Genomic DNA, 14,842 nt, shown 5'->3' on the forward strand with positions numbered 1-14,842 from the left:
GTTATAATATGGGTTGGTTAGATTTACACATGCACTCTAATATAAGTGATGATGGCGAGTTTTCACCAAAACAATTAATGGAGTTTTGCTTTGATGCTGAGGTGAAAGTAGCTGCTCTTGCAGATCATAATTCCGTGAGAGGAGTGGGGGAAGTAAAACTTTATGCTGATAAATTAGGTATTCAACTGATTCCTGCCATAGAACTGGATTGCAGCTTTAGAGATGTGGATTTACATGTGCTAGGCTATGGTATAGATCCTCAACATGGAGCTTTTGAAAAAATAGAGAAGGGAATTGAAGAACAAGAAAGGGCAGCAGCAAAAAAAAGAATGGATCTTGTGAAAGCTATGGGCATTGACTTTGATTCTGATGAGGTTATGAAGCTGTCTAGAGATGGAGTAGTGACTGGAGAAATCATTGCAGAGGTGGCTCTTAAGGATAGTAGGAATAAGAACAATCCGCTGATGATCCCTTATTATCCTCAAGGAGAGCGAAGCGATAACCCCTATGTAAATTTTTATTGGGATATTTGCTCTAAGGGAAAAAAAGCCTATGTACCTATAAAATTTATTAGTCTTCAGGAAGCTATAGAGCTAATTTATGCAGCAGGAGGTATTCCCGTGTTAGCCCATCCAGGAAACAATGTAAAGGAAGATGAGGAACTGCTGAACCATATTGTAAAAGCTGGAATTGCGGGTATGGAAGTGTATAGCAGCTATCATTCCCAGAGGCAGAGAGAATTTTATAAGGTGCAATCAGAAAAATATGATTTGATTAAAACTGTGGGCAGTGATTTTCATGGCAAAACAAAGCCTGCCATAAAATTAGGTGGTGTTCATTGTGATAATGCAGAGGAAGAAATCTATCAGGCATTAATGAGAAAAATAAAATCCTGACTCTTACTAAGAATTTCAAATAAGTTATAGATATATAACATAAAAATTTATCTATAATTTTTCACATAAAATAAGACAAACGATCAGTTTTTTAGTTTTATTTTATTAAATTTTGAATGAACCGTCCCCATATTTTATTCATAAGGAGAACATTATGATAACATTAATTTTAATTATTATTTATTTGTCATTTATCAGCCTAGGATTACCGGATTCTTTATTAGGATCAGCATGGCCCGTTATACACACTGATTTAGGAGTAGCTTTTTCTAGTGCTGGGATCATATCCATGATTATTTCTGGAGGAACCATTATTTCAAGCTTATTTAGCAGCAAAGCAATAAAAAGCTTTGGTACTGGAAAGGTAACTTTTGTAAGCGTAGCCATGACGGCAGTGGCCTTATTTGGTTTTTCAGCTGCTCCTTCTTTTATATGGTTATGCATAATGGCTATTCCCTTAGGCTTAGGTGCGGGTTCCGTAGATGCAGCCCTAAATAATTTTGTTGCACTACATTATAAGGCTAAGCATATGAGCTGGCTTCACTGCTTTTGGGGAGTTGGTGCAACTTTAGGACCCATTATTATGTCTTTATTTATCGCAAAAAACAATCAATGGCAAAAGGGTTACTTTACCATATCCATGATACAGTTTTCTTTGGTAGCGGTGCTTTTTATAACCCTTCCACTATGGAATAGGATAGGAAAGGACGATAATAAAGCTGAGGAAGAAGAAAAAAGTCATCAAAACACCTCTGCTTTAAAAATTCCTGGGGTAAAATTAGCTTTAGTTTCCTTTGTATGCTATTGCGGCACAGAAGCTACAGCAGGATTATGGGGAAGCAGCTACTTAGTAAATTATAAAGGCCTGTCAGCGGGAGAAGCTGCAAAATGGATTTCTTTATTTTATGCAGGAATTACTATTGGAAGATTTCTATCAGGGTTTCTTACAATAAAATTTAATAATAAAACCTTAATTAGGTCAGGACAAGTGGTTTGCATGATGGGAGCAATTACTTTAATACTGCCTTTACCCACTTATTTTTCAATGGTTGGTTTAATCCTTTTAGGGCTAGGCTGCGCTCCAATTTATCCTTCCATGCTTCATGAAACACCAAACCGTTTTGGTAAGGAAGCATCACAATCTATAATGGGCTTACAAATGGCTTTCGCCTATATGGGCAGTACCTTTATGCCTCCTCTTTTAGGTTTTATTGCTTCTAAAACAAGCATTGCGATTTTTCCATACTTTTTATTATGCTATATTTCAATAATGCTTGTAAATTCAGAGAAGATTAATAAATTTATGAAAAAATCTAAAAAATGTTAAAGGTAAGGGTAACTTTTTCGTTTTATCTTCGTCTTATATTTGAAATAATAAATGGTAAAGACTAGGAGGGATTAATATGAAATTTAAATCGATAATAGCCCTGTCCATAGTGATGCTTTTAAGTGGTACAGGCAATGCTGCCTATGCTTCTACTAATGACAGTGATAGTAAAAAACCTATAAATCCTATTGCGGTAAACAAAGCAAATTTTCAAGTTTTGAAAAATGAAGAGGTTCCCGCGGATTTAAAAAATAAAATCGAAATCAATAAAGAGAAAAAAGGATATATTTCTCTTATGGAAGATAAAACTGGGTATTTATATGTAGCTATTTTATATGGTGCAAGGCCAACGACCGGATATTCTATAGGAGTGAATTATGTGGAAGACAATGAGGGCAGAACTAATATATTTATTTCGGAAAATAAACCCTCACCTGATTACATGCAAGCACAGGTTATAACTTATCCTTATACAGTTATTAAGGTTAAAGGGGTAACTCCTAATGTCACTGTAGTAAATCAGCTCAACGAGAAATATGTAAACCTTTCTGTAAAAGAACAGGAGCCGCCAGTAATAGGTGCAGGTACAATAACTGGTAAAGTGAAAAATTATGAAGAGAAGGATAAGAGAAAATATCTAACCGTTGAGGATGCAAAAGGAAATCTACATTATTTTTATAACGATAGAGGAGACAAGGGTCTGGACAAAAAGCTGCATCTTCTAAAAGGAGATAATGTCATAGTAAAATATTCTCTAGGAACACCTGTAAATTATAAGGGAAATAGCTATTTACCTTTTAAAAATATCATAAAGCTAAAGGACAAGGATAAAGAGAAAAATTGGAAAGACCTTAAGAGCTATTCCCAGGTTCCTAAGGATAAGATATGGAGCATTAAATTTGAAAATAAGATGCTAGATAAAAATGTTAATACTGAAACAGTATATATCTTAAACAGCAAAGGGAATAAATTTCTTATAACAGTTTCATTGTTAGAAGATAAAAAAACCATAAGAATAAAACCCGTAATAAATTATAATCTTGGAGAAACTTATTATTTATATATTTCAAGAAATGTACAGCCAAACGATATAAAAGATAATATAGAAGGTTATAGAATGAAGTTTACAGTTGAGGAAGATGTTGTTATTAATATACATTAGCAAATAGTAAGATTCTAATGAGCTTTAATACTCATAGTTTAGGTGTTTAGAGCTTCAAAAGGAACCGAAGTTATAATAAAACTACGTTGAACACTAGGTTTAACGTAGTTTTATTATTTGGGTTTAAGTTAAATAGTAATAAGGATGGTATCTTTCGCATTACCTACACTATGGCGCTTCAGTAATATCTGCAGGATTATTTAAATTATCATTAAAGTAATCTATATATATCTTCTTATCTTTATCTAAAGTAGCATAATAAACGTCTTTAATATCTTTCACGCCCATCATTTTTAATTGGCTAGTGAGCCATTTCACGGAAATATCTCTCTTCTTTAAATTATCATAAATAATATTGCCAGTAACAATAATATCTGTGTATAGATCTTCTTGGTCTACCTTTAATTTCATGTCTTCTACTTTCACGTTTTCTTTTTCAACTACCTTTAGAACGCTTATTTCTCCTGTGGTTTCTAGGATGGCATATTTAACATCTTGAATATTAAATATATCTTTTTTTCTAAGCAAATGTGTTAAATCATCAAGAGTATAGTGGAATCTGCTTAAATTTTTCTCAAGGATATGTCCATCCTGAATAACAAGTATGGGTTCTCCTTGAATTACTTTGGCTAAACCTCTGTTTTTTTGGGATAGGTATGACATAAACAAAGTTAGGGCTCCAAATAAAAATAATCCCACTATATGCCCTCCAGTTGATTGCCCTAAGTCTGTTGCTACAGTTGCAGCAATGGAACCAAAGGTAATACCATTTATGTACTCATGTACAGTAAGCTGGGCTACTTGCTGACGACCTAATATCCTTGTAATAAATAGTATGGAGAAAAAAGCTATTAGCGTCTGTAATAGAATATCAAATAACTCCTTCATTTTTATCACTCTTTCGCATAAAAGTTTTTTTGTACGCAACACTATATACATTCCCAAAGTTTTAATATATTATTTACTACCTTATGTAATAGCATTGAGCAAATTAAAAAAATTATGCAAGGTAAAGAGATAGATGGACATTAAAGATACCTATCATATCACTAAAAGGAGGGAAATACTATGAAGCTATGGTTAAAGGCTGTATTAACTTTGGTGTTTATAGCTTTTGTATTTATAAGCTTATATTTTTTACACAAGAAGAAAAAGATATAGAGTATAAAGCTTAGGTATATTTTTATCAAACTATGAAGACAATAATGTCAGTTATATATCTAGGGAGTTGATATTAATGACAGTAGCGTCAAATATAAAACAAACATTAGCTAGCTTAAAAGGCATTGAAAGCACCTTAAGAATTTATTCAGTGCAAAGCAGAAGAGAAGAAGAAAAAGAAGTATATAAAAATCAACTGGAAACAGTAGAGTCAGTTATAAAAGACATAGAGGACAGATTAAAAACTTTAGAATTTGAAGAACCACAATATAAAGGGAAGTAGAGGTGAGGTAATATGCAAAACTTCGGTGTGGTACTGCTAAGAGTTATAATTTTATACTTTTTAACTTTAGCAATGATTCGATATATGGGTAGGACTAGTTTATGGAAGATCACAATCTTTAAATTTATAAACTATATGGTAATTGCCATTATGGTTTCATTAATATCCTTAGGATTAGCGCCAAATATGGCCTTTGGTTTTGTTGCTTTAGGTATTTGGTTTTTATTTTCTATAGCCTTGGATTATCTATCTATAAAAAGCAAGTGGGTTCATGACCTTATAAACGGAAAAGAAACTGTATTAATAAAAGAAGGAAAAGTCATGGAAGAAAACCTAAAGGAAGTTAGATATACAGGGGAAGAGCTATTAAGAGAACTAAGATCAAAGAATGCTTTTAACTTGTCTGATGTGGAATTCGCATTAATGGAAGATACAGGGGAGATAAATGTTTTATTAAAGCCAGAGAGAAAGCCTGTTACTCCAAAGGATTTAAATAGAGAGGTGGCTCCAATATCTGAACCTCAAACGGTGATACTAGATGGAACTGTGCTGGATGAATCATTGACATCTATTGGGCTTAATAGAGAGTGGTTAAATACTCAATTATCCAGTGCGGGAGTGTCCCTAGACAATGTATTCATTGGTCAGGTAGATTCTTCCGGGGACTTATTTATAGATTTATTTGATGATTTAATACAAGTTCCAAAGCCTCAAGTTAAAGAGCTCCTTTATGCTACTATTTCAAAAGTACATTCTGATCTTCTTAGCTTTTCCCTAGAAACTAAAAATTCAAAAGCTAAGAAAATGTACTCACGTAATGCTAATAAGATGAAGAAGGTAATAGATAAACTAGAACCATACTTACTAAGGTAGAAGGGGTTGAATTTATGTCGGATAAGAAAAAGAAAAAATTAACGCCTACTCAGCAAGAATATCAGGATTTTGCTAAGGATAGAGAGCCTAAACGTCCAGTGTTTAAAAATTGTATAAGAGCTTTTCTGGTGGGAGGGTTGATATGCTTAATTGGTCAGATTTTGCAGTGGGTTTTTATAAAATACTTAGGTTTTAATGAAAAAACTGCAGGGAATCCTACATCAGCAGTTTTAATAATAGCTTCTGTTTTGCTCACTGGCTTTGGATTATATGACCATATTGGGCAATGGGCTGGAGCGGGTACTGCTGTTCCTGTTACTGGATTTGCCAACACCATAGCCTCTGCCGCTATAGAACATAAAACAGAGGGCTATGTACTTGGGGTTGGAGGTAATATGTTTAAGCTGGCAGGTTCAGTAATCGCCTTTGGAGTTTTCTCTGCTTTTGTTGTTGCCATAGTAAAAATAACTATTAAGTGGTTAGGTGGGATGTAAATGCTTAAGGGTCATCAAACATGGGTTTTTGAATCAAAGCCGGTGATAATTGCCTCAGCTGCTGTGGGAGGCGCCTTTGAAGCTCAGGGAGCCATAGCAGAGGATTTTGACTGTCTTCATGAAGACATATGGTTAGGGCAAGAAAGCTTTGAAAAGGCAGAAAAAAAGTTATTAGAAGAGGCCTGCGAAACAGCTATTAATAAGGCAAAAATGAAAAAAGAAGACGTCCAATTTTTAATAAGTGGAGATTTGATGAACCAAATTATATCCAGCAGCTTTGCAGCTCGTACACTGGGTATGCCTTTCTTAGGGGTTTTTGGAGCTTGCTCAAGTTCTATGGAAGGCCTTGCCCTAGCCTCCTTATTGGTGGATAGTAAGGCTGCAGAGTACGTAGTGACAGGTGCCTCTAGCCATAATGTAGCAGCAGAAAAACAATTTAGATATCCTACAGAATACGGTGGTCAAAAGCCTCCTACAGCCCAATGGACAGTAACAGGAGCTGGAGCAGGTCTCGTAGCTCAAAAGGGAAAGGGACCTAGGGTAACCTCAGCTACCATTGGTAGGGTGGTTGATATGGGAATTTCAGACCCCTTTAATATGGGATCAGCTATGGCTCCAGCAGCAGTGGATACCATAGAGGCACATTTTAGGGATTTAAAAATAGATCCATCTTACTATGATTTAATTGCAACAGGAGATTTAGCAAGTGTTGGACATAAAATTGCAGGAGATTTATTAGCTAAGCATGGCTTAGAAATGCCAAGAGAAATATTTACTGATTGCGGATTATTGATATATAAGAAGGATCAGCCGGTAATGGCTGGTGCAAGCGGATGTGCCTGCTCAGCTACCGTTACCTACGGCCACTTTCTTAACCGCATGAGAAAAGGAGAATTAAAAAGAATATTGGTGGTTGCTACAGGGGCATTGCTATCTCCCTTATCCTATCAGCAAAAGGAAAGCATTCCTTGTATCGCCCATGCAGTATCTATTGAGATATAAAAGAGGTGTATAAAATTGTCAATTTTTATTTGGTCTTTTATAATAGGTGGAGCTATATGTGTAATAGGACAGATCATGATGGACGTTTTTAAGCTTACACCTGCTCATACCATGAGTACATTGGTGGTTGTTGGAGCTATACTAGGAGGATTAGGCTGGTATGATCCATTAGTAAAATTTGCTGGGGCAGGAGCCTCTGTACCCATAAGCAGCTTTGGAAATTCATTAGTAAAGGGTGCTTTAATGGAAGCTGAAGAAGCTGGCATTATTGGAGTACTTACAGGTATATTTGAGATAACTAGTTCTGGAATATCTGCAGCTATAATTTTTGGATTTTTAGCATCCATAGTATTTAAACCTAAGGGATAATAGATAATATTCCTTGAAGGGAGGTGACAATTATGACAGTAGGAACACAGATGCAGCAGGCTATAGCTGGAGTTCAATCAGCAGCAGCTACAATGAAGAGCTTTGCACTACAAACAGAAGACAAAGCAGCTAAAAAAGATTTCCAACACTTGGCTAAAACTTTTGAAGATGCATTAAAAGTTTTAGAAGGAAGACAAAGCTACATTGAAAAACAAGAACCACAATACAAAGAGCAATAGACGTCCTACAGAAAAGGGTTATCAACAAAATCCTAGGACTCTGTACTTATAGTAACATAGAAAAGAGGAGATAGATACGTCTAAATCTCCTCTTTTCATTTTAAATAATATATTAAGTAATATAAAATATAAGTAAATCATGGGTAGTAAAATATAGGTATTTTTAGTATTATAAAGGTAACAGTTCTTTTTGGAGGGCCAAGGCATATATTAAAATTAGTAAGTATAAAAACAAATATAAAAAAATTTTTAAGCTGGGTAAACATCTAAAAATAAGGATTTATGAGAGGGGTATGGTGAAGTGAGTTTTTCAAATTCAAAAACTAGTTCAGAACTAAAGGAGATTGCTCTTGAAAAGCTGAGAGGTAATTGGTTAAAAGCTGTGGTGGTATTGATACTCTTCACGATTATTACCAATGGATTAAATTTTACTGTTACTACCAACGGAATATTCAGAAATGGATTCCGTGGATTAGCTAATGAAAGCACTAGAGTAAATTATGGAAAGTTATTAAATCTAATTTTTGGTGGACCAATGTCTTTAGGTCTTTCGGCTTATTTTTTAAATTTATTCAGATATGGATATTCTAGCGTTGAAGATGTATTTTCCGGATTTAAAGACTTTGGAAAAAGCTTTCTGTTAAATTTTTTGATGGGTATTTTTATTTTTTTGTGGACTTTACTTTTAATAATCCCTGGTATCATTGCTATGATGAGATATTCCATGAGCTTTTACATCATGCATGATAATCCCCACTTTACAGCTTTGGAAGCCCTTGATAGAAGTAAAGAAATGATGGAGGGAGAGCTAGGAAGGCTTTTTATGCTATGGTTAAGCTTTTTGGGATGGTTCATCCTTGGGTTAATATCTTTAGGTATAGGCTTTATATGGATAACGCCTTATTATAAAGCAACTCTTACAGCCTTTTATGAGGATTTAAAAGCTACAAGTGGAATGTAGAAATGTAGTTTGTAACAAGAACCAAGATAGCAATAACAGCGCTATTTTGGTTTTTTTTAATTTTTTCACTACTACTTAATATAAATTGCAATAATATGGTTGACAATTGATTAAACTTTATTAGTTGGGTAAAATAATTATAAATGTCAAGCATAAACATAATCAATTATATGAGTATAGAGGTATAATTACATATAGGTGGAATCTATGACAAGGATTAATAACCAGTAAATTATTAAAGGCTTACGATCTTACAACATAGGATGATTTGAAGGAGATTGGAGATTAAATTGAGTATGGATGTTTTAGATATTATTGATGTAGAAGACAAAAAGAATCCTTTTACTGATGAAGAAATAGCAGAAAAGCTAAATATTCTCAGAGAGGTGGTAACAGAAAAAAGAAAAGAGCTAGGCATTCCTGATTCCAGGGAGCGAAGAAAAAAAGTCATGCTAAAAGATGCAATTGAGATTCTTAAAAGAGATAATAATATATCGGATAGAGCCTTTACAAAGGTGCTGAATGATATGGGCTATAATGTAGCCAGATTTGCTGCTTCAAATATAAAAAGGGAAGCCTTTCAGGCTATATCTTCAGACTTATCTATGCAGCATATTGATGGAGATAAAAATGAAGAAGGTTCTATAGTGAAGAGCAAGAGTGAGAAGAATATTGATGTATTTCAAGATGTAGTTGGATACGAAGGTAGTTTAAAGCTGCAGATAAATCAGGCTAAAGCAGCAATTTCCTATCCTCCTAAGGGCTTACATACGCTGCTTTTAGGGCCTTCAGGGGTAGGGAAGAGCTATCTTGCAGAAAAAATGTATGAGTTTGCAAAGAGCACTGAAAACTTTTCAGAGGAAGCACCATTTATGGTATTTAACTGCGCTGATTATGTAGATAACCCACAGCTTCTATTATCTCAGTTATTTGGATATTCAAAGGGGGCTTTTACAGGGGCTTCTGAAAATAAAAAAGGCATTGTAGAGATATGTAATGGAGGCATATTATTCTTAGATGAAATCCACAGACTTCCTGCGGAAGGACAGGAGATTCTGTTCTATTTATTGGACAGAGGCAAATTTAGAAGACTTGGGGAAACAGAAGTTACAAGGGAAAGTAATTTGATGATAATTGCTGCAACTACTGAAAATCCTGAGAGTTTTCTTCTTTTAACCTTTAGAAGAAGAATACCTATGATCATAGAAATACCAAGTGTAAGTCAAAGGCCTTACGACGAGAGATTTCAAATTATAAAAAATTTCTTTTTTGATGAAAGTGTAAGAATCGGTAAGGATATCTTTGTAAGAAGAGACGTAATAAAAGCCTTTATGACCTATGATTGCCCTGGAAATATAGGACAACTAAAAAGTGATATTCAAGTTTGCTGTGCAAGAGGCTTTTTAAATTCTACCCTTAATAATAGAGACAAGGTAAAGGTTAATTTTCAACACATTCCTGATCATGTAAAGGATCAACTCATTAGCTCTAATAAAAATCATAAAGAGCTTGAGAAGTATACTAAGGAAGACATAATAGTCTCTGCTAAGGGAGTAGAGGTATTACATAGAGATGAGTACAACTCTGTAAGCAAAGCTAATATATATCAATTTATTGAAGATAGATATAAAGAACTTAAGGTGGACGGTTATAGTGATAAGGATATTAACAAAATCGTAGGGCAACAAGTAGAAGGGGAGCTTATGAGATTTGCATCCTATATAAATTTATCCTCAGCCAATGTTCAGGAGATTATAAACATTATAGGACAAGACATGGTAAATATCACCCAGGATGTTTATGAACTGGCAAAAAAATATATAAGCTGCTTACAGAGAAATGTGATTTACCCACTGGCCATTCATTTAAGCTCCACCTATGAAAGGGTTTTAGAACGAAGAGAAATTGTTAACCCAAATTTAGAAATGATCAAAGAAAAGTATTCAACTGAATTCACCATTTCTGAGAAAATAGCTAAATTAATTAATAATAGGCTTAAAATAAAGCTTCCAGAGGACGAAGTTGGTTTTATAGCTCTATATTTAAAAAACTTTCAAAGGGAAAGTGGCAGCGAAGAAGGAAGAGTGGGAGTAATAGTGCTATCTCACGGAAGAGTAGCTTCAGGCATGGCAGAGGTAGCTAACAGGCTGCTAGGAGTAAACCATGCTATAGGACTGGATATGGATCTCAGTGATTCCCCAAATATAATGCTTGAAAAGACAATAAAGCTCGTAAAACAGGTCAATCAGGGAAAAGGCTGCATTTTGCTAGTAGATATGGGATCACTAACAACCTTTGGAGATATTGTAACTGCAAAAACAGGAATACCTACAAGGGCCATCGGAAGGGTGGATACCTTAATGGTTTTAGAGTGTGTAAGAAGAGCACTACTGCCAGAGGATACCTTGGATAGTATTGCTGATGAAGTGGATAGCAAAGGATATTACTATGGAATATCCAAGATGGAAAGTAATGATATGTCTAAGGTTATTATTACACTATGTATAACCGGTGAAGGTTCAGCAATGAAGGTAAAACAATATATAGAAAACTCCTTAGGAGAAAGAATTAAAGAGGTTGAAATAATTCCTCTAGGCTATATGAATAATGAAGATATTACGGTTACACTGGATATAATAACAAGAAGCAAGCAGGTATTAGCTATTGTGGGAACTATAAACCCTGAATTCAAAGATATACCTTTTATTTCTGTAGAAGACCTTATAACAGGTAAATCACTAATAACCCTCAGAAAGATAATAAATAATGAAAAAATATTTAAAAACAATCTTTCAAAAGTAATACCAAAGGAGCTTATATTCCATGAGGAAGATTATAAATACAAAGATGAAGTTATTGATATGATGAGTGACAGCTTGCTCCAGCCAGGGCTAGTTGAGGAAGGGTTCCTGCTAAGTGTATACAGAAGGGAAGCTCTTGGAGGTACATACTTAAAAGGAGGAATAGCTATTCCTCATGGAGATAGTAAATACGTTACAAAACCAACCATTGCAGTTACAAGACTAGCCAATCCTATAAATTGGGATGGAACAAATAATGTAGATTTAATTTTTTTGATAGCTTTAGAAGAAAATTCAAAGGAGTATCTAGAGCAGCTATATAAAATAATATCAAGTAGAGATGCCCTTCAGAGCCTAAGGGATGCTAAAGACAAAGAAGAATTCATGAAGATTTTGTTTAAAAGTACAATAACAGCCAAATGATTTGGCATCATAGTTGCTTTATATAATAGTGAAATTAAGGAGGTGAGATAATGGATATTAAAAACTTCCCTAAGGTCACTATTATTTTACGTGGTTACAATTATAAACAAGCTAAAACCGTTATGAAAGCATTAGCTGAAAGCAGCATAAAATCTGTAGAAATCACTATGAATACAGAAGGAGCTTTAGAAGCTATAAGTAAGCTATCTAGTGAATTTGGCCACACTATGAATATTGGGGCAGGTACGGTTACTACACTAGATCAAGCTAAAGCGGCTATAAAGGCAGGAGCTAAATTTATACTTTCACCAGTAATGCTTTCTAAGGAAATAATAGACCTTTGCAAGGAAAATTCAGTAATATCAGTGCCAGGAGCCATGAGCCCTACAGAAATATATAAATCCTTTGAGGATGGTGCAGACATTGTAAAGGTATTCCCTGCAATAAGCTGTGGAATAAAATATTTTAAAGATGTAAAAGCACCTCTTGGTAATATTCCTTTAATGGCAGTGGGAGGAGTATCAAATGAAAATGCTAGAGAGTTTTTAGATAATGGAGCAGATTTTTTAGGAATAGGTTCAGGCATATTTAACAAAGAAGATATATTAAATAAAAACCTTGAAGGATTAATTAAATCTATAAAAGAATTTGAAGAAAAAATATACTAGGAGATATAAATATGAGCGAAGGAATAGATTTTGTAAGAGATTTAGTTTTTAAGGATTTAGAGTTTTCAAATAGTACGGAAGTATTAAAATTCTTATCCATGAAGCTCCAAGAGAAAGGCTATGTAAAGGATGGTTATCAGAAGGCTATTTTAGACCGAGAAGCAGAGTATCCTACAGGTCTTCCATCAGTAGATATTAAAATAGCTATACCCCACGCAGACCATAATCTTGTAAATAAAGGGGCCTTAGCTATTGGCATACTAAAGAATCCAGTAGAATTTAAATCCATGGAAGACCCGGATAGAATCTTAAATGTAAGCATTGTAATAATGATGGCACTAGATGAACCACATGGACATATAGATATGCTTCAAAGGATAGTTAAGTTGATTCAGGAGCCAGTGATATTAAAAGAAATCATAGAGACAAATTCAACAGAGGAAGTTATAAAAAAATTAGAACCATATTTAATAGCATAAAAAATTAATTTATAGGAGGATACAAAAATGAAAAGAGTACTAGTAGCATGCGGAAACGGAATAGCAACTTCAACAGTAGTAGCAATGAAGATAAGGGAGGCTTGTGATGATAATAATATAGATGTTAATGTTAATCAATGCAAGCTTTTAGAGGTGCCTTCAAAGGTATCAGATTATGATCTTTTAGTTACAACAGGAAAATTCACAGGTGCAGAAGTTAATATCCCAGTTATAGGAGCTATATCATTATTAACAGGTGTAGGGGAAGAAGAAACCATAGAAGAAATTATAAACGCTCTTAAATAGATAAATTAATTTCATAGGAGGAATTATGCATGTTATTTAATTTTTTTAAGATTATATTAAATGATGCAGGCCCAACGGTAATGCTGCCAATAATAATATTAGTTATTGGACTTATATTTGGGGTTAAGGCAGGAAAAGCTTTCAGATCTGGTTTATTAGTAGGTATAGGCTTTGCAGGTATCAAGCTTGTAATTAACCTTATGTCTTCTAATCTTGGACCAGCGGCTCAAGCCATGGTTAAGAACTTTGGAATAAAATTAGATGCTCTTGATGTAGGTTGGGGCGCTATTGCAGCAGTAACCTGGTCATCACCAATAATACCTATATTAATATTCGCTATACTACTTACTAATATTGTAATGCTGGTGCTTAAGAAAACAAATACATTGGATGTTGATATATGGAACTATCACCATATGGCCATAGTGGGTATAATGACTTATTTTGTAACTAAGAATGTAATTCTTGGTATAGCTGCAGCAGTTACTATGGCTATAATTACCTTTAAAATGTCTGACTGGTCAGAACACCTTGTTAAAGACTACTTCGGGCTTCCAGGAGTGTCTTTGCCAACTATGTCAGCATTATCATCCCTAGTAATAGCAGTACCTCTAAACTGGTTATTAGACAGAATACCAGGATTAAATAAAATAAATTTCAGCGTTAAAGATGCTAAAAAATACTTAGGACTATTTGGAGAACCAATGATAATGGGACTTATCCTTGGGGGAGTAATAGGAGCACTAGCTAAATATGATTTAGCAAAGGTTCTAAACGTAGCTGTTAACATGGCGGCAGTAATGGTGCTTATACCTAAGATGACTTCTTTATTTATGGAAGGTTTAATGCCAATATCAGAAGCAGCTAAGAAGTTTACTAAAGCAAAATTCAAGGGAAGAAAGTTCTTAATAGGATTAGATGCTGCAGTTGTAGTAGGAAACCCAGAAGTTATAACAACTTCTTTAATAGTAATACCACTAACAATTGCACTAGCAGTTATACTTCCAGGAAACAGAGTACTTCCGTTTGCTGACCTAGCAGTTGTACCTTTCAGGGTTGCAATGGTGGTTGCACTTACAGAAGGAAACCTATTAAAGAATATAATAATAGGTCTTGCATGTACAGGAGCAATATTACTGGCAGGTTCCAATACAGCACCAGTATTAACTGAGCTTGCTAAGTCCTCGGGAATAGATTTAACCATGGCCGCAGGAGCGCTTATTTCATCCTTTGCAGCTACAAGCTTAACAGTTAGCTTTATAGTATATAAAGTGTTTACAGGTAACTTAATAGTAACACTTCCAGTATTCTTTGCAGCCTTTATAGGAATTTGGATTTATTTTGAAAATGTAAAGAAAAAGCAAGTTAAAAATGGAGAAGTAGAAGAAACAGTTTAAT

16 protein-coding genes are annotated in these 14,842 nt (G+C 34.4%); 15 read left to right on the forward strand and 1 reads right to left on the reverse strand.

Annotated features, from left to right (window positions below; genetic code table 11):
* Positions 1 to 8: 8 nt before the first annotated feature.
* The 3 genes from BN2665_RS24210 to BN2665_RS24220 all read left to right on the forward strand — a co-directional run bounded on the left by BN2665_RS24210 (position 9) and on the right by BN2665_RS24220 (position 3,385).
* The gene (locus BN2665_RS24210; RefSeq protein ID WP_055669655.1) at positions 9 to 896 is read left to right on the forward strand and encodes a PHP domain-containing protein; all 888 of its coding nucleotides are present in this window, start codon (positions 9 to 11) and stop codon (positions 894 to 896) included.
* 154 nt (positions 897 to 1,050) lie between these two features.
* Positions 1,051 to 2,223: an MFS transporter gene (locus BN2665_RS24215; protein ID WP_055669656.1), complete on the forward strand. Its 1,173-nt coding sequence runs from the start codon at positions 1,051 to 1,053 to the stop codon at positions 2,221 to 2,223.
* 76 nt (positions 2,224 to 2,299) lie between these two features.
* Complete coding sequence (locus tag BN2665_RS24220; RefSeq protein ID WP_055669657.1) at positions 2,300 to 3,385, forward strand: protease complex subunit PrcB family protein; 1,086 nt, start codon at positions 2,300 to 2,302, stop codon at positions 3,383 to 3,385.
* 168 nt (positions 3,386 to 3,553) lie between these two features.
* Here BN2665_RS24220 and BN2665_RS24225 read toward each other — a convergent pair whose 3' ends face one another.
* Complete coding sequence (locus BN2665_RS24225) at positions 3,554 to 4,273, reverse strand: YetF domain-containing protein (RefSeq protein ID WP_055669658.1); 720 nt, start codon at positions 4,271 to 4,273, stop codon at positions 3,554 to 3,556.
* Between the two features lie 349 nt (positions 4,274 to 4,622).
* Between BN2665_RS24225 and BN2665_RS24230 the strand changes: the two genes are divergently transcribed.
* The 12 genes from BN2665_RS24230 to BN2665_RS24285 all read left to right on the forward strand — a co-directional run bounded on the left by BN2665_RS24230 (position 4,623) and on the right by BN2665_RS24285 (position 14,841).
* Positions 4,623 to 4,829 (forward strand): DUF1657 domain-containing protein, encoded by a 207-nt coding sequence (locus tag BN2665_RS24230; RefSeq protein WP_055669659.1) that lies wholly within the window; start codon positions 4,623 to 4,625, stop codon positions 4,827 to 4,829.
* A 12-nt stretch (positions 4,830 to 4,841) separates the two neighbouring features.
* Complete coding sequence (locus BN2665_RS24235) at positions 4,842 to 5,702, forward strand: DUF421 domain-containing protein (protein WP_055669660.1); 861 nt, start codon at positions 4,842 to 4,844, stop codon at positions 5,700 to 5,702.
* 14 nt (positions 5,703 to 5,716) lie between these two features.
* Complete coding sequence (spoVAC, locus tag BN2665_RS24240; RefSeq protein ID WP_055669661.1) at positions 5,717 to 6,196, forward strand: stage V sporulation protein AC; 480 nt, start codon at positions 5,717 to 5,719, stop codon at positions 6,194 to 6,196.
* Positions 6,197 to 7,198 (forward strand): stage V sporulation protein AD, encoded by a 1,002-nt coding sequence (gene spoVAD / locus BN2665_RS24245; RefSeq protein WP_055669662.1) that lies wholly within the window; start codon positions 6,197 to 6,199, stop codon positions 7,196 to 7,198.
* A 15-nt stretch (positions 7,199 to 7,213) separates the two neighbouring features.
* Positions 7,214 to 7,567 (forward strand): stage V sporulation protein AE, encoded by a 354-nt coding sequence (spoVAE, locus tag BN2665_RS24250; RefSeq protein ID WP_074042396.1) that lies wholly within the window; start codon positions 7,214 to 7,216, stop codon positions 7,565 to 7,567.
* A 32-nt stretch (positions 7,568 to 7,599) separates the two neighbouring features.
* Positions 7,600 to 7,806, forward strand: coding sequence for a DUF1657 domain-containing protein (locus tag BN2665_RS24255; protein ID WP_055669663.1), 207 nt, complete (start codon positions 7,600 to 7,602; stop codon positions 7,804 to 7,806).
* A 301-nt stretch (positions 7,807 to 8,107) separates the two neighbouring features.
* Complete coding sequence (locus tag BN2665_RS24260; protein WP_055669664.1) at positions 8,108 to 8,767, forward strand: DUF975 family protein; 660 nt, start codon at positions 8,108 to 8,110, stop codon at positions 8,765 to 8,767.
* A 296-nt stretch (positions 8,768 to 9,063) separates the two neighbouring features.
* Positions 9,064 to 11,991 carry a sigma 54-interacting transcriptional regulator gene (locus BN2665_RS24265; protein ID WP_055669665.1) on the forward strand — a complete coding sequence of 976 codons (2,928 nt, stop codon included), beginning with the start codon at positions 9,064 to 9,066 and terminating at the stop codon, positions 11,989 to 11,991.
* 50 nt (positions 11,992 to 12,041) lie between these two features.
* Positions 12,042 to 12,659 carry a bifunctional 4-hydroxy-2-oxoglutarate aldolase/2-dehydro-3-deoxy-phosphogluconate aldolase gene (locus BN2665_RS24270; protein WP_055669666.1) on the forward strand — a complete coding sequence of 206 codons (618 nt, stop codon included), beginning with the start codon at positions 12,042 to 12,044 and terminating at the stop codon, positions 12,657 to 12,659.
* A gap of 11 nt (positions 12,660 to 12,670) precedes the next feature.
* The gene (locus tag BN2665_RS24275) at positions 12,671 to 13,138 is read left to right on the forward strand and encodes a PTS sugar transporter subunit IIA (protein WP_055669667.1); all 468 of its coding nucleotides are present in this window, start codon (positions 12,671 to 12,673) and stop codon (positions 13,136 to 13,138) included.
* A gap of 27 nt (positions 13,139 to 13,165) precedes the next feature.
* On the forward strand, positions 13,166 to 13,444 hold the full coding sequence (locus BN2665_RS24280) for a PTS sugar transporter subunit IIB (protein WP_055669668.1): 279 nt from the start codon (positions 13,166 to 13,168) through the stop codon (positions 13,442 to 13,444).
* Between the two features lie 29 nt (positions 13,445 to 13,473).
* Positions 13,474 to 14,841, forward strand: a complete 1,368-nt coding sequence (locus BN2665_RS24285) for a PTS galactitol transporter subunit IIC (RefSeq protein WP_055669669.1) — start codon at positions 13,474 to 13,476, stop codon at positions 14,839 to 14,841.
* Position 14,842 lies beyond the last annotated feature (1 nt).

The organism is Desnuesiella massiliensis (assembly GCF_001403615.1).
Lineage (GTDB): Bacteria > Bacillota > Clostridia > Clostridiales > Clostridiaceae > Desnuesiella > Desnuesiella massiliensis.

Coding starts and splice junctions, on each gene's coding strand:
- BN2665_RS24210 (WP_055669655.1), top strand. CDS start 9: ATGGGTTGGTTAGATTTACACATGCACTCTAATATAAGTGATGATGGC.
- BN2665_RS24215 (WP_055669656.1), top strand. CDS start 1,051: ATGATAACATTAATTTTAATTATTATTTATTTGTCATTTATCAGCCTA.
- BN2665_RS24220 (WP_055669657.1), top strand. CDS start 2,300: ATGAAATTTAAATCGATAATAGCCCTGTCCATAGTGATGCTTTTAAGT.
- BN2665_RS24225 (WP_055669658.1), bottom strand. CDS start 4,273: ATGAAGGAGTTATTTGATATTCTATTACAGACGCTAATAGCTTTTTTC.
- BN2665_RS24230 (WP_055669659.1), top strand. CDS start 4,623: ATGACAGTAGCGTCAAATATAAAACAAACATTAGCTAGCTTAAAAGGC.
- BN2665_RS24235 (WP_055669660.1), top strand. CDS start 4,842: ATGCAAAACTTCGGTGTGGTACTGCTAAGAGTTATAATTTTATACTTT.
- spoVAC (WP_055669661.1), top strand. CDS start 5,717: ATGTCGGATAAGAAAAAGAAAAAATTAACGCCTACTCAGCAAGAATAT.
- spoVAD (WP_055669662.1), top strand. CDS start 6,197: ATGCTTAAGGGTCATCAAACATGGGTTTTTGAATCAAAGCCGGTGATA.
- BN2665_RS24255 (WP_055669663.1), top strand. CDS start 7,600: ATGACAGTAGGAACACAGATGCAGCAGGCTATAGCTGGAGTTCAATCA.
- BN2665_RS24265 (WP_055669665.1), top strand. CDS start 9,064: ATGGATGTTTTAGATATTATTGATGTAGAAGACAAAAAGAATCCTTTT.
- BN2665_RS24270 (WP_055669666.1), top strand. CDS start 12,042: ATGGATATTAAAAACTTCCCTAAGGTCACTATTATTTTACGTGGTTAC.
- BN2665_RS24275 (WP_055669667.1), top strand. CDS start 12,671: ATGAGCGAAGGAATAGATTTTGTAAGAGATTTAGTTTTTAAGGATTTA.
- BN2665_RS24280 (WP_055669668.1), top strand. CDS start 13,166: ATGAAAAGAGTACTAGTAGCATGCGGAAACGGAATAGCAACTTCAACA.
- BN2665_RS24285 (WP_055669669.1), top strand. CDS start 13,474: ATGTTATTTAATTTTTTTAAGATTATATTAAATGATGCAGGCCCAACG.